The organism is Streptomyces sp. NPDC091412 (assembly GCF_044756885.1).
Taxonomy (GTDB): Bacteria; Actinomycetota; Actinomycetes; order Streptomycetales; family Streptomycetaceae; genus Streptomyces.
On the sequence record NZ_JBIVTV010000031.1, the window covers coordinates 1 to 20355 of the forward strand.

At 71.6% G+C, this 20355-nt stretch carries 15 protein-coding genes; 5 read left to right on the forward strand and 10 right to left on the reverse strand.

The window, feature by feature from the left end:
• Nucleotides 1-88: 88 nt before the first annotated feature.
• Genes ACIQMV_RS36945 through ACIQMV_RS36960 form a run of 4 tightly spaced genes read right to left on the reverse strand, consistent with a single transcriptional unit; the run spans nucleotide 89 to nucleotide 5665 of the window.
• Entirely contained in the window at nucleotides 89-1342 is a 1254-nt protein-coding gene (locus ACIQMV_RS36945) for an NAD(P)/FAD-dependent oxidoreductase (protein WP_402597458.1), read from the reverse strand.
• On the reverse strand, nucleotides 1339-2775 hold the full coding sequence (locus tag ACIQMV_RS36950; protein WP_402597459.1) for an NAD(P)/FAD-dependent oxidoreductase: 1437 nt from the start codon (nucleotides 2773-2775) through the stop codon (nucleotides 1339-1341). Before ACIQMV_RS36950 ends, ACIQMV_RS36945 begins: the two co-directional genes overlap by 4 nt.
• A complete protein-coding gene (locus ACIQMV_RS36955) occupies nucleotides 2772-4205 on the reverse strand; it encodes an FGGY family carbohydrate kinase (protein WP_141364773.1) in 1434 nt (477 codons plus the stop codon). The genes ACIQMV_RS36950 and ACIQMV_RS36955 overlap by 4 nt, the downstream gene beginning before the upstream one ends.
• Nucleotides 4202-5665 (reverse strand): APC family permease, encoded by a 1464-nt coding sequence (locus ACIQMV_RS36960; protein WP_402597460.1) that lies wholly within the window; start codon nucleotides 5663-5665, stop codon nucleotides 4202-4204. Before ACIQMV_RS36960 ends, ACIQMV_RS36955 begins: the two co-directional genes overlap by 4 nt.
• 459 nt (nucleotides 5666-6124) lie before the next feature.
• On the opposite strand from ACIQMV_RS36960, the gene ACIQMV_RS36965 reads away from it, so the two are divergent.
• Nucleotides 6125-6886 (forward strand): DeoR/GlpR family DNA-binding transcription regulator, encoded by a 762-nt coding sequence (locus tag ACIQMV_RS36965; protein WP_402597461.1) that lies wholly within the window; start codon nucleotides 6125-6127, stop codon nucleotides 6884-6886.
• Nucleotides 6887-6988: 102 nt separating this feature from the next.
• Here the strand turns inward: ACIQMV_RS36965 and ACIQMV_RS36970 are convergent, their stop codons facing one another.
• Complete coding sequence (locus tag ACIQMV_RS36970; RefSeq protein ID WP_141364767.1) at nucleotides 6989-7369, reverse strand: DUF2511 domain-containing protein; 381 nt, start codon at nucleotides 7367-7369, stop codon at nucleotides 6989-6991.
• A 348-nt stretch (nucleotides 7370-7717) separates the two neighbouring features.
• Between ACIQMV_RS36970 and ACIQMV_RS36975 the strand changes: the two genes are divergently transcribed.
• Nucleotides 7718-9124: an amino acid permease gene (locus ACIQMV_RS36975; protein ID WP_402597462.1), complete on the forward strand. Its 1407-nt coding sequence runs from the start codon at nucleotides 7718-7720 to the stop codon at nucleotides 9122-9124.
• A 58-nt stretch (nucleotides 9125-9182) separates the two neighbouring features.
• Here ACIQMV_RS36975 and snpA read toward each other — a convergent pair whose 3' ends face one another.
• Complete coding sequence (gene snpA / locus ACIQMV_RS36980; protein WP_141364764.1) at nucleotides 9183-9890, reverse strand: snapalysin; 708 nt, start codon at nucleotides 9888-9890, stop codon at nucleotides 9183-9185.
• A gap of 195 nt (nucleotides 9891-10085) precedes the next feature.
• Here snpA and ACIQMV_RS36985 point away from each other — a divergent pair, with 195 nt between their 5' ends.
• Nucleotides 10086-11132: a LysR family transcriptional regulator gene (locus ACIQMV_RS36985; RefSeq protein WP_402597463.1), complete on the forward strand. Its 1047-nt coding sequence runs from the start codon at nucleotides 10086-10088 to the stop codon at nucleotides 11130-11132.
• Nucleotides 11133-11775: 643 nt separating this feature from the next.
• On the opposite strand, the gene ACIQMV_RS36990 is transcribed toward ACIQMV_RS36985, so the two are convergent.
• Both ACIQMV_RS36990 and pgm read right to left on the reverse strand, forming a co-directional pair.
• A complete protein-coding gene (locus ACIQMV_RS36990; protein WP_402597464.1) occupies nucleotides 11776-15150 on the reverse strand; it encodes a pyruvate carboxylase in 3375 nt (1124 codons plus the stop codon).
• Between the two features lie 124 nt (nucleotides 15151-15274).
• Nucleotides 15275-16915, reverse strand: coding sequence for a phosphoglucomutase (alpha-D-glucose-1,6-bisphosphate-dependent) (gene pgm / locus ACIQMV_RS36995; RefSeq protein WP_402597465.1), 1641 nt, complete (start codon nucleotides 16913-16915; stop codon nucleotides 15275-15277).
• 412 nt (nucleotides 16916-17327) lie between these two features.
• Here pgm and ACIQMV_RS37000 point away from each other — a divergent pair, with 412 nt between their 5' ends.
• Both ACIQMV_RS37000 and ACIQMV_RS37005 read left to right on the forward strand, forming a co-directional pair.
• Nucleotides 17328-17756 (forward strand): hypothetical protein, encoded by a 429-nt coding sequence (locus ACIQMV_RS37000; protein WP_402597466.1) that lies wholly within the window; start codon nucleotides 17328-17330, stop codon nucleotides 17754-17756.
• Nucleotides 17757-17862: 106 nt separating this feature from the next.
• Nucleotides 17863-18057: an antitoxin gene (locus tag ACIQMV_RS37005; RefSeq protein WP_141364754.1), complete on the forward strand. Its 195-nt coding sequence runs from the start codon at nucleotides 17863-17865 to the stop codon at nucleotides 18055-18057.
• 117 nt (nucleotides 18058-18174) lie between these two features.
• Here the strand turns inward: ACIQMV_RS37005 and ACIQMV_RS37010 are convergent, their stop codons facing one another.
• Nucleotides 18175-18531, reverse strand: a complete 357-nt coding sequence (locus ACIQMV_RS37010) for a cytochrome C oxidase subunit I (protein ID WP_402597467.1) — start codon at nucleotides 18529-18531, stop codon at nucleotides 18175-18177.
• A complete protein-coding gene (gene ctaD / locus ACIQMV_RS37015; RefSeq protein ID WP_402597468.1) occupies nucleotides 18528-20207 on the reverse strand; it encodes a cytochrome c oxidase subunit I in 1680 nt (559 codons plus the stop codon). The genes ACIQMV_RS37010 and ctaD overlap by 4 nt, the downstream gene beginning before the upstream one ends.
• Between the last annotated feature and the right edge of the window lie 148 nt (nucleotides 20208-20355).

Sequence of the window (20355 nt, forward strand, 5' to 3'; positions counted from 1 at the left end):
CCGACCATCTCCTCAGGTGTCACACCATGCCAACCCCACCCGCCGACCAACAGACACGCCACTCACGAGTGAAGATGACCAAGCCCTACTAGTGCAGACCGATGTGGACCGGGCCTCCGGTGGGCGAGACGTCGTCGAGCAGGCCGGCGGGGACGCGGAAGACGCGGCCGGGGGCGGCCGGCCAGGCGAGGGTTCGGCGGGTGAGGGTTCGTCCGTCCTGACGGACGGTCACCTTGGGGAAGCGGACGAACTCGTCGGTCCACAGCAGCAGGCGCCCCCGGGCGGGTGCGGGGTCGTTCGGCCGCAGGATCTGCGGGGCGACCCAGCGGAAGGGGGCGTCGGCGGTCAGCCGGACGCCCTCGGCCGGCCGGTCCTCGCCGTTCAGGTGGTGGACGACCTGCTGGGCGACGTGCCTGCCGTCGAGAGCGGCGACGTCGGCGGTGTCGACGGGGTGCAGCAGATTGCCGGCGGCGAAGACGCCGGGGCGGCTGGTGCGCAGCGCCGTGTCGGTGAGCGGGCCGAGGGTGCCTTCGTCGAGGGTGATGCCGGCGGAGCGGGCGAGTTCGTGGTCGGGGATCCAGTCGCCGGTGAAGACGACGGTGTCGCAGGCGACCGTGCGGCGCCGGCCGGTGTCGAGGTGCTCGATCTCCACGGCCTGGCAGCGGCCCTTGCCGATGACGCGGGTGACACGGGTGCGGGTGGCGACGGGGACGCGCAGCACGGTGCGTCCGGCCGCGTTGAAGGCGGCGTAGGACTCCGCCTTCGGGTACTGGCTGACCATGAGGACGGGGGTGCAGCCGGCCTCGCGCAGGGTGACGGCCGCGGACCAGCTGACGAGTTCGCCGCCGACGATGACGGCCCGCTCGCCGACGGGCTGGTGGTGCAGGTGGACGAGGTTCTGCAACTGGCCGGTGGTGTAGACGCCGTGGGGGCGGTCGCCGGGGATGCGGCGTGCGGTGCGGGGCCGTTCGCGGGCGCCGGTGGCCAGCACGATGGCCCTCGGCCGGATGCGGTAGCGGCCGTCGGGGCTGGTGACGTCGACGGTGTCCTCGTCGGCCCAGCCGGTGACCATGGTGCGGGTGCGGACCTCCGCTCCGGCCAGGGTGGCCTGCCGCACGAGGTGGCGGGCGTAGGCGGGTCCGGTCATCACGCGGCGCAGGTCGCGCAGGCCGTAGCCGGTGTGGTCGCTGTGCCGGGGGATGCCGCCGGCGTCCTGCTCCCGGTCGACGACGAGGACACGGCCGGCCCGGCGTCCGGCCAGTTCGGCCGCGGCGGTCAGGCCCGCGGGCCCGCCACCGATGATGAGGACGTCGGGCGTGGTCAGGGGCGGCTGGTGGGTCATCGGTTGTCCTTGTGCTGGCTGCGGCAGCCGTCGTGGGTGTGGTGCTTCTCGCGCAGGGCGGCGACGGCCGCGCCGCAGAAGAAGCCCTGGCAGCGGCCGTTCGTCGCGCGGGTGCGGCGGCGCAGTCCCTCCAGGCTGCGGGCGGGTACCGGGGCGTGGCAGGCGTCGCGGATCTCGCCCTCGGTGACCCGCTCGCAGAAGCAGACGATGGTGCCGTAGGCGGGGTCGCGGGCGATGAGGCCGGCGTCCTGGTAGGGGCGCTGGGTGGCTTCGCCGATGTTGGGCATCCGCGGCGGCTCGGGCAGGTCGGCGCGCGGGCGCAGGGCCAGGCCGGCCTCCTCCAGCAGGGTGCGGGCGTGTTCGGCGATGGCGATGCCGGCGGTCAGGCCGGTGGAGCGGATCCCGCCGACGAGGAGGTAGCGCTGCCGGGGGGTGGCCTCGATGAGGTAGTCGGGGTGGTCGATCGCGGCGCGCAGCCCGGCGTAGCTGGCGGTGACCTCTTCGGCCAGCAGGCGCGGCATGAGGCGTTCGCCCTTGGTGAGCAGGAAGTCGAAGCCGTCCTCGGAGGTGGCGGTGTCGGTGCGGTCGGTGAGGTCCTCGGCGGTGGGGCCGAGCATGACGTTGCCGTAGATGGTCGGGGAGATCAGTACGCCCTTGCCCCGGGAGGTGGGCACCGGGAGCACGATCTTGTTCACCATGGGGCGGGTGAGCTTGTCGAAGACGAAGAGTTCACCGCGGCGGGGGGTGACGGTGAAGCGGTCGTGGCCGAAGAGCCGGTCGACGTGGTCGGCGCCGAGACCGGCGGCGTTCACCACCCAGCGGGTCCGTACGTCACCGGCCGAGGTGCGCAGGGTGGTCGCCTCGTCCCCTTCGTCGACGCCGGTCACGGCGTGTTCGAGCAGGATCGTGGTGCCGCGCTGCCGGGCGTCGGTGGCCAGGGCGAGGTTCGTGGTCCAGGTGCAGATGATGGACTCGTCCGGCACGGTCAGCCCGCCCAGGACTCCCTCGCCGAGGTCGGGGATCAGCCGGTAGACGTCGTCGGCGTCGACGATCCGGCAGTGGGTGTAGCCGTTGGCCTCGGCCTTCTCCTTCAGTCCGGGCAGCGCGCCGAGTTCTTCGTCGGTCCAGGCCACCAGGACGGCACCGGTGTGTTCGACGGGGATGCCGGTGGCTTCCGCGTAGGCGCTCAGCAGGTGGTAGCCGCGGGCGACCAGGCGGGATTCGAGCGTGCCGGGCTTGGCGTCGAAGCCGGTGTGCAGGATCGCGGTGTTCGCCTTGCTGGTGGCGTCGCCGACGTCGTCGCGGGCGTCGAGCAGCGCGACGCGGACGTCGTAGCCGGACAGTTCGCGTGCGATCGCCGCGCCGACGATGCCTCCGCCGATCACCGCGACGTCGAAGACGTCGTCGTGGGGGCGGTGCGGGGTGGCGGTCATGAATGGTCTCCCTCGGTGGCGCGGGCCGTCGCGGCCTGCGCCCATGCGGTGCGGAACTCCTCGGCCCGGTCGGCGGACCAGCGGGGTTCGTAAACGGTGGTCGGCTGCCAGTCGCCGACGGCTTCTTCGAGCCCGAGCGCCGGATCGAGGGCGCAGCGGGCCAGTGCGGCCGCCCCCAGGGGGGTGGCGTGGGCGTGGGGGTAGATGTCGACCGGCGTCTGCGCGATGTCGGCCTGGGCCTGCATGAGCACGGCGGAGTTGGTCAGTCCGCCGTCCGCGCGCAGCCGGGTCAGGGGCCGGCCGAGGTCCTGGGCGACCAGGGTGCCCAGCTCGGCGACCTGCGCGGCGATTCCCTGGAGCACGGCGAGGACGAGGTGTTCGCGTCGGCTGGCCAAGGTCATGCCGGTGAAGGAGGCGGTGGCCTCCGGTGCCCACCAGGGGGCGGCGAGGCCGGCGAACGCGGGCACGCACAGCACCCCTTCGGCGTCGGCCGCCGCCAGCGTGTCCAGGTCGGTCGCGGACTGGATGAGGCCGAGGTCCTGGAGCCAGCGCACCGCCGAGGCGACGGTGTAGACCTGGCCGTCCACGCAGTACGGCGTCCGTCCGGCCGCCCGCCAGGCCACCGAGGTGGTCAGTCCGGCGCTGGAGCGCACCGGGTTCAGGCCGGTGTTCGCCAGCAGGAACGCGCCGGTGCCGTACGTGCATTTCGCGGTGCCCGGCTCCAGGCAGCGCTCCGCGACCAGGGCCGCCTGCTGGTCGACGATCAGCCCGGCCACCGGCACCTCCTGGCCGAAGGCCCGGGTGGTGCCGACGACCTCGTCGCAGGCGGCGATGCGGGGCAGCCGTTCGCCGCCGAGGCCGAACAGGTCCAGGAGTCCCTCGTCCCAGGCGGCGGTGTCCAGGTCGAGGACGAGTGAGCGGCTCGCGGTGGAGGCGTCGGTGACGAACTCCCCCGTGAGGTGGTGCACCAGCCAGGTGTCGGTGGTCGTCACCACCCCGTCGCGGGTGAGGTTGCGCCGCAGCCAGGCCATCTTGGGCGCGGAGAAGTACGGGTCGAGGACGAGGCCGGTGCGCCGGGCGACGCTCTCGGCGTGCTCGGCCAGTTCGTCGCAGACGGTCTGCGCGCGCCGGTCCTGCCACACGAGCGCCTGGGTCAGGGGTGTTCCGGTGGCCGGGTCCCAGGCCAGGACCGTCTCGCCCTGGTTGGCGAGGGCCACGCAGGCGATCGGACGGCCGGCCGCGCTCACCGCGCGGCGGCCGGCGTTGAGGACGGAGTCGAGCAGTTCGTGCGGGTTCTGCTCGACCCCGCCGCCGTTCAGATAGGTGGGGCGGACGGTCTCCTCGGCGATGGCGACGGTGCCCTCCTCGGGGTCGACCACGATGGCCTTCGTGCCCGAGGTGCCCTGGTCGATGGCGAGGATCGCGGTCATCGTGCGCTCCCTTCCGCGGCGGCGTCCGCGGACGTGCCGTCGGCGGCGTCCAGGGCGCGGTCGACGTCGGCCATGTCCGGCATGGTCAGCCCGTCCCGCCCGCGCCGCATCAGCAGACCGGTGAAGTAGACGGCACCGATCGCGAACAGCACGAGAACGTAGGTCCATGGGGCACGGAAGGAAGCATCCCGGAAGATCAGCAGCTCGTACACCAGCCAGATGCCCGCGACGACCAGTACCGGCACTTCCCAGCGGCCCAGCGAGAAGCCCTGGGACGCGGGCAGGGAACGGCGCTTGATGGCGTACATCGCGACGGTTCCGGCGTAGATGAGGGCGGGCAGCAGGGTTCCGGCGGAGAACAGCTGGAACAGCGCGTCGGTGGAGCGGGAGAAGACCGCGAGGATGATCTGCGCGATGAGCATCATGAACAGCGAGGCGTTCAGGGGCGTGGCGGTGCGCCGGTCGAGGCGCCGCAGCAGCCGCCAGCCGGGGAAGCGCTCGTCGCGGGACATCGCGTAGACCAGCCGGGTGCCGCTGAGGGTGATCACCAGTCCGCAGGAGAAGATCGACACGACGACCAGGACCAGGAGGATCTTGCCGACGACCGAGCCGAGCACGGCGGTGATGACGGTGGCCACGGGAGTGGCCGACGCGCCGACACCGTCGACCCGGCCGGCCGCCGCGGTGACCGCGACCAGGAACAGGAAGCCGAGCACGCCCAGCGAGAGCACAGCCTGGACCATGGCCTTGGGGATGACCCGGGCCGGGTCCTTGGTCTCCTCGGCGAGGTTGGCCGCCGACTCGAAGCCGACGATGGTGAACGCGCCGAGCAGGAAGGCCAGGGCGAACGGTCCGGCCGTGGTGCCGCCGCCCAGGGCGTAGTAGCCGCTCTCGGGGACGGTCCCGGTGTCGAAGAGGTGCCCGAAGTCGAGCTTGCCGGTGAAGGCGCCCACCGCGAAGAGCAGCACGGTCAAGGCGATCATGCCGACGAGCTGTACCGTCACCGCCACGCTGTTGACCCGGTGGGTGGTGCGGGTGGAGGCGGCGACGAGGAGGGCCTGGAGCAGTACGACGACGGCGGTGATCACCCAGGCGTTCTGTGTGGTGCCGACGTAGCGGAACAGCTCCGGAAGGATGGTGGAGGCGATCGTGTAGTCGACGGCGACCAGCACCACGCCCAGGAAGGCGAACGAGATCCATCCCATGATCCAGCCCCATACCGGGCCCACGATCCGTGAAACCCACTGGTACGAGTAGCCGCTGATCGGGATGCGTGCGGCGAGGGCGCCGAAGACCAGGGCGATGGAGAGCTGGCCGACCACGGAGATCGGCCAGGCCCAGATGCCCCGCGGGCCGGAGGTCGCGAGCACCGAGCCGTAGGTGGTGAAGATGCCGGTGGCGATGGAGACGAACCCGAAGGCCACGGAGAACGAGGCGTACCAGCCGAGCTCCCGCGCCATCCGAGGCTTGGGCTCACCCGCGGCCCGGGCGCCTGTTCCTGATCTGTGGGGACCTGATTCTGCGTGTGCCATGACTCTTTTCCCTGCTTCAGAGTGCCCCGCCGTGGAGTGCGAGAGCCAGTGAACGTGAGCAACCGAACTCGGTCGGCTGTGCGGACACGCCCCGCGCGGGGTCTGCCGGGGCCTGTCCGCTGTGCGGCGGCGGGGCCCGCGATGGTGCACAGGGCCGTGGCCGAAGCGGTCTCGGCAACCCACCGCATGACCGTTTCTGTGGATCATTGACCGGGTGTTACCGGAAGTGTGGACCCTTGCCCGTCTGTCGTCAAGGGTTGTTCACCGTGCACAGAGACAGCGGGGACGTGCACGCAGGCGAGGGAGCTTGGCTCGGCCCGGCGCCTGCCGCCCGTAGAATGCAGTCACAGATCCACAGAAACGGTCACTCGCCCAAGGAGGTGGGACGTGCTCGCCGCCGAGCGTCACCGCAGAATCGTCGCCGAGATCGCCCGGCTCAAGTTCGTCACCACCGACGACCTGACCACGCTGCTCGGCGTCTCCCACGAAACGGTCCGCAGGGACCTCGCCCTGCTCGAGCGGCGCGGTGAGCTCTCCCGGGTTCACGGCGGCGCCACCAGCACCCAGGCACCGGTCGGGGAGGAGGCGCCCTTCAGCGAACGCAGCGGCAGCCTCGCCCTGGAGAAGGAGACCATCGGCCGGACGGCGGCGGCGCTCATCGAGCCGAACCAGACCGTCGTCATCGACGTCGGCACCACGGCCCTGGAGGTGGCCCGCGCACTGCCCGCCGACCACGCCGGGGTCATCGCCACCCCGTCCCTGCTCGTGGCCGCGGAGGTCAGCACACGCCCCCGGGTGGAGGTCCTGGTCAGCGGCGGTCGCCTCAGGGCGGGCGACCTCGCCTGCTCCAACGCCCAGGCGGTGGAGTTCTTCGGCAACCTGCGCGCGGACGCCGTCTTCCTCGGGTCCGGCGGGATAGCCCCCTACGGCCTCACGGACTTCCACCTCGACGAGGTCGCCACCAAGCGGGCCATGCTCGCCAACGCCTCCCACCGCTATGTGCTGGCCGACTCGAGCAAGTTCGGCCGCACGGCCGCCCATCGCGTGTGCGAGTTGGACGGCTTCGACACCCTCATCACCGACCAGCCCTGCCCGGCGGATCTGCGCACCGCCCTCACCCGGGCCGGGGTGACGGTCGTCGTGGGGTGATCCGCCCGGACTCCGGCCGGCCCGCACGGCAGGGGCCGGCGAGCCCGGGCCGCCGCCACGGACGCCAGGGGTGGGGCGCCCGGAGCGGACGGCGGGGCCGGACTACTTGCAGAGCTCCAGGCCGCGGCTGATGACCGCGTCCAGGGAGATGTTCTTGCCGGGGTTGTTGGGGTCACCGGCCCAGATGGGGTCGGGGCCGGGGTGCTTCTGCCGGGCGCGGCTGTTGAGACCGTAGGTACCTTCGGCGGTGATGAAGGTGACGGCCTGGCCGGCACAGGCGAGGTTGCCGGAGGCGACGGTGAACGGCCAGGGGGTGATGGTCCGTTCGGTGATGTAGCCGGTCGAGTCGTCGTCGCCCTGGGTGGTGGCGGACTCGGCGTTGTCGGTGGTTTTGCGGTCGGCGGTGCCGGTGCCGTCGGTGCAGCCGGTCAGGGCGAGACAACCGAAGACTGCGGCCGCAACGGCGGTCACACGGATGCGCATGATCCCCCTTGGACATGTCGTGGGGCTGGAAACAACATCATCTGGCCGGTTAACAACAATGGCGGATGTGATGTCGGCTCTGTGATGGGATCGTGACGGTCAGTTGAAGCGGCGGCCATGGGCAGGGGGTCCGCGGTCCGGCCGGACAGGCGGCGGCGGTTCCGCCGGAGGGCGGGGACGGCGCGGGACGATTGGCGGCCGGGGGCGCACGGTGGCTCATCTTTTGCGGTGCCGCACCGGTCGATACAGGACAAAAGCGTGCGATTTGGAGCCATGTCGGACCATGGCCGACCATGGGGTCCGTCCCGGCCACCCCGGGCACCAGTTCGAAGAGAGGCGCACCACCCCATGCACGTCACCGGAACCGTCCCCCCGTCGGCTCCGGCACCGCGGGAGACCCCCGCGGCTCACACCCCCGCCGAAGACCCCACCGGGAACTCCGGCCGGCACACCCGGCGCTTCGGGCTGCCCGTCGCCACCGCCCTGGTCATGGGCAACATCATCGGCGGCGGGATCTTCCTGCTCCCGGCCTCCGTCGCCCCGTACGGCACGGTCAGCCTGGTCGCCTTCGGTGTCCTGACCCTCGGCGCCATCGCCCTGGCGCTGGTCTTCGGCCGCCTCGCGGAGCGCAACCCGAGCACCGGCGGACCCTACGTCTACGCTCGCGAGGCCTTCGGCGACTTCGCCGGCTTCCTCGCCGCGTGGGCGTACTGGATCACCACCTGGGTGTCGAACGCGGCGCTCGCCGTCGCGGCCGTCGGCTACCTCGACGTGCTGATCCCGGTGAACGGACACCGCTGGACGGCATGTCTGGCCGCGCTCGCCCTGCAGTGGCTGCCCGCGCTCGCCAACTTCGCGGGCACCCGGTACGTGGGCGCCGTACAGGTCGTCGCCACCGTGCTGAAGTTCGTGCCGCTGCTGCTCGTCGCCGTCGGCGGGCTGTTCTTCTTCGACCCGCGCAACCTCGGACCGTTCCACGAGGGCGGCGGCAGCACGATCGGCGCGGTGTCCGCCGCCGCCGCGATCCTGCTCTTCTCCTATCTCGGCGTGGAGTCCGCGGCCGTCAGCGCGGGCGAGGTCAAGGACGCGCGGCGCAACGTGGGACGGGCCACCGTCATCGGGACCACGGGCGCGGCACTCGTCTATCTGCTGGGCACGCTTTCAGTGTTCGGCACGGTGGCGCACGATCGCCTGGTGAAGTCCACCGCGCCCTTCTCGGACGCCGTGAACGCCATGTTCGGCGGTTCCTGGGGCGGATGGGCCGTCGCGCTCGCCGCGCTGGTGTCGATGACCGGCTGCCTCAACGGCTGGACCCTGCTGAGCGCGCAGACCCCGTACGCCGCGGCCCGGGACGGACTGTTCCCCGCCGCGTTCGCGCGCCGGCGGCGCGGCGTCCCGACCTTCGGCGTCGCCGTCACCGTCGTCCTCGCCTCGCTGCTCACCGTCTACAACTACACGTCGGGCTCGGCCAAGGTCTTCGAGGTCCTGGTCCTCGTCACCACGTTCACCGCGACCGTGCCGTACCTGCTGGCCACCGCCGCGCAGATCTTCCACCTCGTCTCCGGGCGGCGCGAACGGGTCGACCGGGCACGGCTGGTGCGCGACGCCGTGGTGGCGGGCGGCGCGGCCGCCTTCTCACTGTGGCTCGTCGCGGGCGCCGGGTACGCGGCGGTCTACCAGGGCGTGCTGTTCCTGTTCGCGGGCGTTCTCGTCTACGCGGTGATGGCCGCCCGCCGGAGCAGGGCGGCGGCCTGATCCCGCGATGCGGGCCGCCCTGTGGGGTGGGCGGCCCGCATCAGTGGGGGGCGGGACGTCAGTTCGTCTTGGCCAGCTCCTTCAGGGCCTTCGCGAGGCCGTTGGCCCACAGCTGGTTGACGCGGGCGCGCTCGTTGGCGTCCGGGTAGCGGTTGGTGCAGGACGTGCCGGGACCGCCGCCCGACATCAGCTCGCTGCACGGGCCGCTGTAGTGGTCCGGCAGGCCCAGCACGTGGCCGGTCTCGTGGGCGGTGACGCGGATCGAGTCGTACTGCCGGTTCTGCGCGTAGTCGAGGAAGATGTAGCCCTTGCCGTGGCCGTTCGTGGAGGCGTAGGAGCCCCGCGAGTCGTTGCCCTCGTAGTACGCGAAGTCGGCGCTGCCCGAGGTCGCCTGGAGCTTGACGTTGGACACGGAACTGTTCCATATGGAAGCCGCGTTCGATATCTGCGAGGCGAAACTCGGCGCCTGGGACGCGTTGTAGGAGACGGTCACCGCCTGGAGGGTCGGATGGGCGGCCTGCTTCTCGGCGACCGACTTCAGCACGGCGTCGAAGAACGCCTTGTTGTTGGCGGCGCTCTCCGCCGAACCGGCGTAGCGCGCGTACGCGGCTGCGGAGGCGGAGGCGGACGGCGCGGAGTCGTCGGTCCGGGCGCTCGCCGGGCCGGCGGTGCCCAGGGCGGCGGAGGCCAGACCCAGGCCGAGCGCGAGGGCCAGCAGCCTCCTGGAGGTCTTCGTGGACGTGGAGGCCATGCGGGACGCCTTCATGTGGGGGGCTCCTACTCGTTCGTGTGGGGTGGTGAACGATCGGTCACGCAGGAGTTTCGGGCACACCAACGGGTCTGCGGATGATGGCAACCGGGGATAGCGCCGAGCTATCGGGGCCGACTCGTACGATTCCGCTGGTTCCGTTGGGATTTGAACGTCTGGTGCGGCGTCACGGGCCCCCCTACGCTCCCTCCCATGGAGCTCGAGGTGAGGCACCTGCGTGTGCTGTGCGCCATCGCCGACCACGGCAGTCTGCACCAGGCGGCTCGGCAACTCGGTATGGCGCAGCCTTCGTTGAGCACCCAGCTGCGCCGCATCGAGCGCGCGCTCGGCGGGCAGCTCTTCCTGCGCACCCGTGCGGGCTGCCGCCCCACACCGCTGGGACACGCGGTACTGGGCCGGGCCAGACCCCTCGTCGCCGAACTGACCGCCCTCGTCACCGAGGCGCGGGCGGCCGCGGCCCGGGCCGCCGGCGGCACACGGCTGCGCATCGGCGCCACCGCGAGCCGGGCTCTGCCGGGCTGGCTACGCCTGCTGCGCACCCGCGTGCCGCGGACCGAACCCACCCTCCAGATGGACGCGTCCGCGAACTGCCTGCTGCGCCTGGTCGCCGCGGGGCGGCTGGACATGGCCTTCGTGCACGAGGTCGAGGGCAGTCCGCTGCGCATCCCGCCCGGGCTCTGTCTGCGCGTACTGGTCGAGCGCGAACCGCAGTTCGTCTCCCTCGCCGCCGACCATCCGGCCGCCGCGCTGCCCGAGGTGCGGCTCGCCGACCTCGCGGGCGACCGATGGATGGTGGATTCCACGGTCGACGGGGAATGGGACGCCCTGTGCCGCGTGCTGCGCGAGGCGGGACTCGACGCCGACATGCTGCACGGCGACTACCTCACCGCGTACTCACTGGCCGCCACCGGCGAGGTGGTGACGGTCAGTCAACCCACCGCGCGCCCGCGCGCCGAACTCGCCATCCGCCCGTTGGAGGGTGACCCGATAGGGGTACGGCTCCTGCTCGCGGCCCGCACCGAGTCCGAACTCGACCATGTCTACGCGGAGTTGGAGGAGGCCTACTGGGAGGCGGCCCATCAGGCGCCGGCCTACCAGGAGTGGCTGGCCCGTTCCGGCACCACCGCTCACCCGCGCGGCATGCCACGACCCCAGTCCGCCCGTGTCGCACAGCCCTCCCGCGCGGACGCCCACGCGGACGCCCTCCGCCGCAGACGACCGGTGACGGTCGGCCCCTAGCCGATCCCGGCACGACGAACGGCCGACACCACCCCGGCCGCACGGCCGGGACGCCCGGCCCGAGCACGCGGCCCGAGCACGCGGTCCGGACACGCGGTCCGAGCACACGGCCGGGACGCACGCACGGTCCCAGCACGCGGTGCGCGCACGCGATGCTCTGCCGAGGTCCGCGCACGCGGTGCTCTGCCGCCCGCGCGACGTCGACAAGGTGCCCGTCCCGACGCCCGGTACTCAGCCACCAGGTGCCGGTCCAGGCACGCGGTGCTCAGCCGACCGCGCTCGACACCACCCAGCCCCGCTCCGGACGCCCCGTGCACAACCACTTACGCCGCCCACGTCGGCCGCCATCCAGTGCCGACCCCAGCGCGCGGTGCTCAGCCGACCGTGCCCGACACCCCCAGCGCCGGTCCCGACGCCCGATGCACAACCACCCACGCCTGAGGCCGACAAGGTGCCGGTCCCGGCGCCCGGTACTCAGTCGCCCATACCGGCCGCCGCCCGGCGCCGGGCGGCGGCCTTCCGCCCGGGCGCCGGGCGTGGGAACCCGGCCGGGCCGGTGGTGCGCCGGCCCCGCACCGCCCGCACCGCGCCGCGCCGCCGGCGGCTTGGGGCCGGTGGTGCGGGGTCGACGCGGCGGGTCGGCTCAGCCCACCTCGACGAGCAGGTCGCCGCCCTCCACCTGCTGGATGCGGTTGATGGCCAGCCTGGTCACCCGGCCCGCCCTGGGGGCCGTGATGGCGGCCTCCATCTTCATCGCCTCGATGGTGGCCACGGTCGCGCCGACCGCCACCTCGTCGCCCTCGGCGACCGCGAGGGTCACCACACCGGCGAACGGCGCCGCCACATGGCCGGGGTTGGCCCGGTCGGCCTTCTCGGTCACGGGAATGTCGGAGGCCGCCGCGGCGTCGCGCACCTGGATCGGGCGCAACTGGCCGTTCAGCGTGGACATCACGGTGCGCATACCGCGTTCGTCCGCCTCGCCGATGGCCTGGAGTTCGATGAGGAGCCGTACGCCGGGTTCCAGGTCGACGGCGTACTCGTCGGCGGGGCGCAGCCCGTAGAAGAAGTCCTTGCTGTTCAGCACGCTGGTGTCGCCGTAGGCCTGACGGTGGGCCTCGAACTCCCGGGTCGGGCCGGGGAACAGCAGCCGGTTGAGGGTGGAGCGGCGGGACTTCTCCAGGCCGGCGTGATCCTCGGCGGTGAGCTCGGTGAGGGGCTTGGCCTGCGCGCGGCCGTTGAGCGCCTTGGTGCGGAACGGCTCCGGCCAGCCGCCGGGCGGGGTGCCCAGCTCACCGCGCAGAAAGCCGATCACGGAGTCGGGGATGTCGAACCGGTCCGGCGCCGCCTCGAAGTCCTCCGGCGCCACACCGGCGCCGACCAGGTGCAGAGCGAGGTCGCCGACCACCTTGGACGAGGGGGTGACCTTGACCAGGCGGCCCAGGATGCGATCGGCGGCGGCGTACATCGCCTCGATGTCCTCGAAGCGGTCGCCGAGGCCGAGCGCGACCGCCTGGGTGCGCAGGTTGGACAGCTGACCGCCGGGGATCTCGTGGTGGTAGACGCGTCCGGTCGGCGAGGCCAGTCCCGCCTCGAAGGGGGCGTAGATCTTGCGGACGCTCTCCCAGTACGGCTCCAGGTCGCCGACCGCCTTCAGGTCCAGGCCGGTGGGCCGGTCGGAGTGGTCGGTGGCGGCGACGATCGCCGACAGCGACGGCTGGGAGGTGGTGCCGGCCATGGAGGCGACCGCGCCGTCCACGGCGTCGGCGCCGGCCTGCACGGCGGCGAGGTAGGTGGCGAGCTGACCGCCGGCGGTGTCGTGGGTGTGCAGGTGGACCGGCAGGTCGAACTCGCGGCGCAGTGCCGAGACGAGCCTGGCCGCGGCGGGCGCCCGCAGCAGCCCGGCCATGTCCTTCACGGCCAGGACGTGTGCTCCGGCGGCCACGATCTGCTCGGCCAGGCGCAGGTAGTAGTCCAGGGTGTACAGGCGCTCGGCGGGGTCGGACAGGTCCCCCGTGTAGCACAGGGCGACCTCGGCGATCGCCGTCCCGGTCTCGCGTACGGCGTCGATGGCCGGCCGCATCTGGCCCACGTCGTTCAGCGCGTCGAAGACGCGGAAGATGTCGATGCCGGTGGCGGCGGCCTCCTGGACGAAGGCGTCGGTCACCTCGGTCGGGTACGGGGTGTAGCCCACGGTGTTGCGGCCGCGCAGCAGCATCTGGAGGCAGATGTTGGGCACCGCCTCGCGCAGGGCGGCCAGGCGCTCCCAGGGGTCCTCGGCGAGGAAGCGCAGCGCGACGTCGTAGGTGGCGCCGCCCCAGCACTCCAGGGACAGCAGCTGGGGCAGGGTCCGCGCCACGACCGGGGCGGCGGCGAGGAGGTCCTTGGTGCGCACCCGGGTGGCGAGCAGCGACTGGTGCGCGTCGCGGAAGGTGGTGTCGGTGACGCCGATGGTCGGCGACTCGCGCAGGAGGCGGGCGAAGCCGTCCGGGCCGAGTTCGACGAGCTTCTGCCGGGAGCCGGCGGGCGGCTCGCCCGAGGGCAGCGGCGGCAGTTTGGTGACGGGGTCGATCACCTCGGGCCGTTCGCCGTGGGGCTTGTTCACGGTGACGTCGGCGAGGTAGGTGAGCAGCTTGGTGCCGCGGTCGGCGGAGGAGCGCGCGGTGAGCAGGTGCGGGCGCTCTTCGATGAACGACGTCGTGACCCGGCCGGCCTGGAAGTCGGGGTCGTCCAGTACGGCTTGGAGGAACGGGATGTTCGTGGCGACCCCGCGGATGCGGAACTCGGCCACGGCGCGCCGGGCCCGGCCGATCGCGGCCTTGAAGTCCCTTCCCCGGCAGGTGAGTTTGACGAGCATGGAGTCGAAGTGCGCGCTGATCTCGGTACCCGCGTGGGTGGTTCCGCCGTCGAGGCGGATGCCTGAGCCGCCCGGGGAGCGGTAGGCGCTGATGCGGCCGGTGTCCGGGCGGAAGCCGTTGGCCGGGTCCTCGGTGGTGATCCGGCACTGGAGGGCGGCGCCGCGCAGGGTGATGGTGTCCTGGGAGAGTCCGAGGTCGGCCAGGGTCTCGCCGGCGGCGATGCGGAGCTGGGCCTGGACCAGGTCGACGTCGGTGACCTCCTCCGTCACCGTGTGCTCGACCTGGATGCGCGGGTTCATCTCGATGAAGACGTGGTTGCCGTCGCGGTCGAGCAGGAACTCCACGGTGCCCGCGTTGCGGTAGCCGATCTCCCGGGCGAAGCGGACCGCGTCGGCGCAGATGCGCTCGCGCAGCGCGGGGTCGAGGTTCGGCGCGGGGGCGAGTTCGATGACCTTCTGGTGGCGGCGCTGGAGCGAGCAGTCGCGCTCGAACAGGTGGATGACGTCGCCCTGGCCGTCGGCGAGGATCTGCACCTCGATGTGGCGGGGGTCGACGACGGCCTTCTCCAGGAAGACGGTGGGGTCGCCGAATGCGGAGGTCGCCTCCCGGGACGCCGCCTCGATGGACTCGCGCAGCGCGGCAGGGTCCTCCACCCGGCGCATGCCGCGCCCTCCGCCGCCCGCGACCGCCTTGACGAAGAGGGGGAAGCCGATGTCCCCGGCGGCGCGCACCAGTTCGTCGACGTCGGTGGAGGGCGCGGAGGAGCCGAGCACCGGCACGCCGGCGGCGCGGGCGGCCGCCACCGCGCGGGCCTTGTTGCCCGTCAGTTCCAGCGTGCCGGCGTCCGGTCCGACGAAGGTGATGCCCGACTCCTGGCAGGCGCGGGCGAGTTCGGGATTCTCGGACAGGAAACCGTAGCCGGGGTAGACGGCGTCCGCGCCCGCCCGGCGTGCCGCGCGGACGATCTCCTCGACGGAGAGGTAGGCGCGGACCGGGTGCCCCGGCTGGCCGATCTGGTAGGCCTCGTCGGCTTTCAGCCGGTGCAGCGAGTTGCGGTCCTCGTACGGGAAGACGGCCACGGTTCGCGCGCCCAGTTCGTAGCCGGCGCGGAACGCGCGGATGGCGATCTCGCCGCGGTTGGCGACCAGCACCTTGCGGAACATGCTCTATCCCTTCGGCCTGCCGGTGAAAGGACCATGGTGTCGGGCATGTCCTCGTCATGCCATGTGAGCCGGGCCACTCATCCCGATTGTCTCCCGCGCTCCCGCCTCTGTCGTGGTTCCGTCGTCAACCGCCGAGTGCCGCGTGGACGACGCGTTCGGCCTCCTCCTGGACCTGGGAGAGGTGGTCGGGGCCCCGGAACGACTCGGCGTAGATCTTGTAGACGTCCTCGGTGCCCGAGGGGCGGGCCGCGAACCAGGCGTTCTCGGTGGTCACCTTGATGCCGCCGATGGGCGCGCCGTTGCCAGGCGCTTCGGTGAGGACGGCGGTGACCGGCTCCCCGGCGAGGGTGTCGGCGGTGACCTGGGCCGGGGACAGCTTGGCCAAGCGGGCCTTCTCCTCTCGGGAGGCCGGCGCGTCGACGCGGGCGTAGGCGGGTTCGCCGAAGCGGGCGGTGAGTTCCGCGTAGTGCTGGGACGGCGTCCGGTCGGTGACGGCGGTGATCTCGGAGGCGAGCAGGGCCAGGACGATGCCGTCCTTGTCGGTGGTCCACACCGAGCCGTCCCGGCGCAGGAACGACGCCCCGGCGGACTCCTCGCCACCGAAACCGAGCGAGGAGTCGATCAGCCCGTCCACGAACCACTTGAAGCCCACGGGCACTTCGACCAGCCGGCGGCCGAGGTCGGCGGCGACCCGGTCGATCATGCCGGAGGAGACCAGCGTCTTGCCCACGCCCGCCTCGGCGGGCCACCGGGTGCGGTGGGCGTAGAGGTAGGAGATGGCCACGGCGAGGTAGTGGTTGGGGTTCATCAGCCCGGCGTCCGGGGTGACGATGCCGTGCCGGTCGGCGTCGGCGTCGTTGCCCGTGGCGATCCGGAAGCGGTCGCGCTGCCCGATGAGCGAGGCCATCGCGTACGGCGAGGAGCAGTCCATACGGATCTTGCCGTCCCAGTCCAGCGTCATGAAGCGCCAGGTGGGGTCGGTGAGCGGATTGACCACGGTCAGGTCGAGCCGGTGCTGCTCGGCGATGCGGCCCCAGTAGGCGACGGAGGCTCCGCCCAGCGGGTCGGCGCCGATCCGCACGCCGGCGTCCCGGACCGCGTCGAGGTCGAGCACGCTCGGCAGATCGGTGACGTAGGCGCCGAGGAAGTCGTGACGACCGGTGCCGGGCGCGGCCAGTGCGCGGGTGTACGGGACGCGCCGTACGTCCTTGAGGCCGCCCGCGATGATCTCGTTGGCCCGGTCCTGGATCCAGGACGTCGCCTCGGAGCCCGCCGGGCCGCCGCTGGGCGGGTTGTACTTGAAGCCGCCGTCGCCGGGCGGGTTGTGCGACGGGGTCACGACGACACCGTCGGCGGGGCCCGAGGGGTGGGAGCGGTTGTGCGTCAGGATCGCGTGGGAGACGGCCGGGGTGGGGGTGTAGCCGTCCGCCGTGTCGATCAGGACGGTGACGTCGTTGGCGGCGAAGACCTCCAGCGCGGTGATCCGCGCGGGCTCGGAGAGGGCGTGGGTGTCCGCGCCCAGGAAGAGGGGGCCGTCGGTGCCCTGTCGTGCGCGGTATTCGCAGATGGCCTGGCTGGTCGCGGCGATGTGGTCCTCGTTGAACGCCGTCGCCAGTGACGATCCGCGGTGCCCAGAGGTTCCGAACGCCACGCGCTGTCCCACCTCGGCCGGGTCGGGGTGCAGCGCGTAGTACGCCGTCACCAGCCGGGCGACGTCGATCAGATCCTCGGGTCCGGCCGGCTTGCCCGCTCGCTCGTGCTGCATGGCACCCACGCTCCTCCGCGTCGTCGTGCGTCCGCTGTCCGCTCGCGATGTCATCTTCCCCCGTACGCGGGACGCGAGTCGGGCTCGCGCCGGTCCCCGGTCGTGGGCCGGTGGTCTGTGGTCTGTGGTCTGTGGTCTGTGGTCTGTGGTCTGTGGTCTGTGGTCGCAAGCGTGAAGAACGCCGTTCGGGGCAGCCACTCCCACACGCACCCGGAGCCGGTTCTCCGCAGACGTGGCTCCGCCACGAGGACGCTCCGGCGCCTTGTGATCGCACGCACCGGAGGCCGCGCGGCCCGCCCTTCGGGCGGACGACGGGAATGTGACGACAGGACCCAGGGCCTCGTGCTCACCCGGGTCGTCCGCCATGGGAGAGTGGTCCCCTACTGCACAAGGCATGTCGGGAGGAAGAGCAGTGCCGGAAGGGCGCCCGAAGCGTTCGAGCAAGTCGCGTCTCGCGGTGATCGCGCTGATCGTCGGTCTGGGCACCTGGCTGGGCTATGTCTGCTATTCGATCGCGACGGAGGCCCCGCCCGGCGCGCCGAGCGTGGCCGCGCTGACCGACCGGGTCCAGAAGGCCGCCGCCGACCGGGACGCGGACGGCTTCCAGACCTTGTTCGACGAGGACACCGTCTCCGACGACTACGCCGCCCACTACCTGGACCGGCTGGGAGAGCACGCCCCCCAGTTGCAAGCCCGGGTGGAGCACCGTGACGGCCACGACTTCCTGCTGCTGCGCTCCGCGCAGGGCGACTCCGTGTGCACGGCCTGGTACATCACCGAGCGGGACGGCCGCCGGCTGCTCGACGGCGTGCCACCGGCCGAGAATCTGTGCGCGCGCTGACGGTGAACCGGGGTTTCCGCGGGTGATCCCGGCCCTTCCGGTTGCGGATGCAGTCCCTGTCGCCGTCGGCCATCCTGGGAGGAACCACGGCGTTAAGGAGTATGCGATGAGCATGCTGGACAAGCTCAAGGGACTGCTGAAAGGTCACGAGGAGCAGGCCGGCAAGGGCATCGACAAAGCCGGTGACTACACCGACGAGCGGACCCAGGGAAAGTACCGGAGCCAGGTCGACACCGGTCAGGACAAGCTCAAGGAGCAGCTCGGCCGACCGGACCCGGGCCAGGACCAGCCGCCGCAGTGACGCTCCCGTGATCACGACCGCCGGCCCGGTGGGCCGGTGCGACGAGTTCGGGCCGCCCCCGCGAGGAGGGCGGCCCGATTCGGTTCGGCACGGGCCGGGCGGGACGGATCCGGGGTCTCAGGGCCGTACGAGGGCCAGGGCCAGGACCGCCGCCCCGGCGAGCACCGCGAGGGCGGTGAGGACGAACGCGAAGCACCGCGCCCGCAACTGGCGGTAGCGCGCCTCGTACTCGCCGCGCAGCGCCCGGCACCGCTCGGCGACCCGCTGGAGGTCCGCCCGGGCCCGCAGCAGGCAGTCGGAGACGTAGTGCTCCTCGATCTCCTCGCGCTGCGCCGTGGTCAGCCACTGCATGGGCTCGGTGAAGGCACGGGCGCGCTGCTCGGCCTCGGCCACGCGGGCCTGCCACAGCAGATAGCCCTCGACCTGCTCGACCAGTCCGGCGGGTCCCTCCGGGCGTTTCGCCGCGTCGGTCATCCGGGCAGGCCCAGGTTCTCCCGCTTGTCCGTGACCGAGACCTCCGGGTGGTGCAGGTCGAAGGCCGGGGACTCACTGCGGATCACGGGCAGGGTGACGAAGTTGTGCCGCGGCGGCGGGCAGGAGGTCGCCCACTCCAGGGAGCGGCCGTAGCCCCAGGGGTCGTCGGTCTCGACCTTCTGGCCGTACTTGGCCGTCTTCCAGACGTTGTAGAAGAACGGCAGCATCGACAGCCCCAGCAGGAACGACCCGATGCTGGAGATCTCGTTGAGCGTCGTGAAGCCATCGGCGGCGAGATAGTCGGCGTACCGGCGCGGCATGCCCTCCGCGCCCAGCCAGTGCTGCACCAGGAACGTAGTGTGGAAGCCGACGAACAACGTCCAGAAGGTCATCTTCCCCAGGCGCTCGTCGAGCATCTTGCCGGTCCACTTGGGCCACCAGAAGTGGAAGCCGGCGAACATCGCGAAGACCACCGTGCCGAAGACGACGTAGTGGAAGTGCGCCACCACGAAGTAGCTGTCGGAAACCTCGAAGTCCAGTGGCGGCGAGGCCAGGATGACACCGGTCAGACCACCGAAGAGGAAGGTGACCAGGAAGCCGGTCGACCACAGCATCGGCGTCTCGAACGACAGCGAACCGCTCCACATGGTACCGACCCAGTTGAAGAACTTCACACCGGTCGGGACCGCGATCAGGAAGGTCATGAAGGCGAAGAACGGCAGCAGCACACCACCGGTGACGAACATGTGGTGCGCCCACACCGTCACGGACAGACCTGCGATCGAGATCGTCGCGCCGACCAGGCCCATGTAGCCGAAGATCGGCTTGCGGGAGAAGACCGGGATGATCTCACTGACGATGCCGAAGAACGGCAGCGCGATGATGTACACCTCGGGATGCCCGAAGAACCAGAACAGGTGCTGCCACAGCAGCGAACCGCCGTTGGCGGCCTCGAAGACGTGGGCACCCCACTTGCGGTCCACCTCCAGGCTGAGCAGCGCGGCCGCCAGGACCGGGAAGGCCAGCAGCACCAGGACGCTGGTGAGCAGCACGTTCCAGGTGAAGATCGGCATGCGGAACATGGTCATGCCCGGGGCGCGCATGCAGATGATCGTGGTGATGAAGTTGACCGAGCCGAGGATGGTACCGAATCCGGACATGGCCAGGCCTAGGATCCACAGGTCCCCGCCCAGGCCCGGAGTGTGGATGATGTCGTTCAGCGGGGCATAGGCGAACCAGCCGAAGTCGGCCGCGCCCTGCGGGGTGAGGAAGCCTGCGACCGCGATCAGCGAGCCGAACAGGTACAGCCAGTAGGCGAACATGTTCAGCCGCGGGAAGGCCACGTCCGGGGCGCCGATCTGCAGCGGCATGATCCAGTTCGTGAACCCGGCGAACAGCGGCGTCGCGAACATCAGCAGCATGATCGTGCCGTGCATCGTGAACATCTGGTTGAACTGTTCGTTCGTCAGGATCTGCAGGCCCGGCCGGGCCAGCTCGGCGCGCATCAGCAGCGCCATGATGCCGCCGATCAGGAAGAACGTGAAGGAAGTGATCAGATACAGCGAACCGATCGTCTTGTGATCGGTCGTCGTCGCCCACTTCACCACCACGGCACCGGGCCGCAGGTGACGACGGGGAGCGGCGGTTTCCCGCGTGGTGTGCTGGACGTCTGTCATGCGGCCCGTGACACGCTTTCTCTCAGGAGATGGATACGTGAAGGTCCACGCGGTGTCCCGCAGGGCCCGGCCTCCATCCTTCCGCCTGCCGCCTCCGAAGCGGAGGCAGCCGTCGCCGAGACGGAGTAACGCCCGGCGTATTGCACCC

Coding starts and splice junctions, on each gene's coding strand:
- ACIQMV_RS36945 (WP_402597458.1), bottom strand. CDS start 1,342: ATGACCCACCAGCCGCCCCTGACCACGCCCGACGTCCTCATCATCGGT.
- ACIQMV_RS36950 (WP_402597459.1), bottom strand. CDS start 2,775: ATGACCGCCACCCCGCACCGCCCCCACGACGACGTCTTCGACGTCGCG.
- ACIQMV_RS36955 (WP_141364773.1), bottom strand. CDS start 4,205: ATGACCGCGATCCTCGCCATCGACCAGGGCACCTCGGGCACGAAGGCC.
- ACIQMV_RS36960 (WP_402597460.1), bottom strand. CDS start 5,665: ATGGCGCGGGAGCTCGGCTGGTACGCCTCGTTCTCCGTGGCCTTCGGG.
- ACIQMV_RS36970 (WP_141364767.1), bottom strand. CDS start 7,369: ATGCGCATCCGTGTGACCGCCGTTGCGGCCGCAGTCTTCGGTTGTCTC.
- ACIQMV_RS36975 (WP_402597462.1), top strand. CDS start 7,718: ATGCACGTCACCGGAACCGTCCCCCCGTCGGCTCCGGCACCGCGGGAG.
- snpA (WP_141364764.1), bottom strand. CDS start 9,890: ATGAAGGCGTCCCGCATGGCCTCCACGTCCACGAAGACCTCCAGGAGG.
- ACIQMV_RS36985 (WP_402597463.1), top strand. CDS start 10,086: ATGGAGCTCGAGGTGAGGCACCTGCGTGTGCTGTGCGCCATCGCCGAC.
- ACIQMV_RS36990 (WP_402597464.1), bottom strand. CDS start 15,150: ATGTTCCGCAAGGTGCTGGTCGCCAACCGCGGCGAGATCGCCATCCGC.
- pgm (WP_402597465.1), bottom strand. CDS start 16,915: ATGCAGCACGAGCGAGCGGGCAAGCCGGCCGGACCCGAGGATCTGATC.
- ACIQMV_RS37005 (WP_141364754.1), top strand. CDS start 17,863: ATGAGCATGCTGGACAAGCTCAAGGGACTGCTGAAAGGTCACGAGGAG.
- ACIQMV_RS37010 (WP_402597467.1), bottom strand. CDS start 18,531: ATGACCGACGCGGCGAAACGCCCGGAGGGACCCGCCGGACTGGTCGAG.
- ctaD (WP_402597468.1), bottom strand. CDS start 20,207: ATGACAGACGTCCAGCACACCACGCGGGAAACCGCCGCTCCCCGTCGT.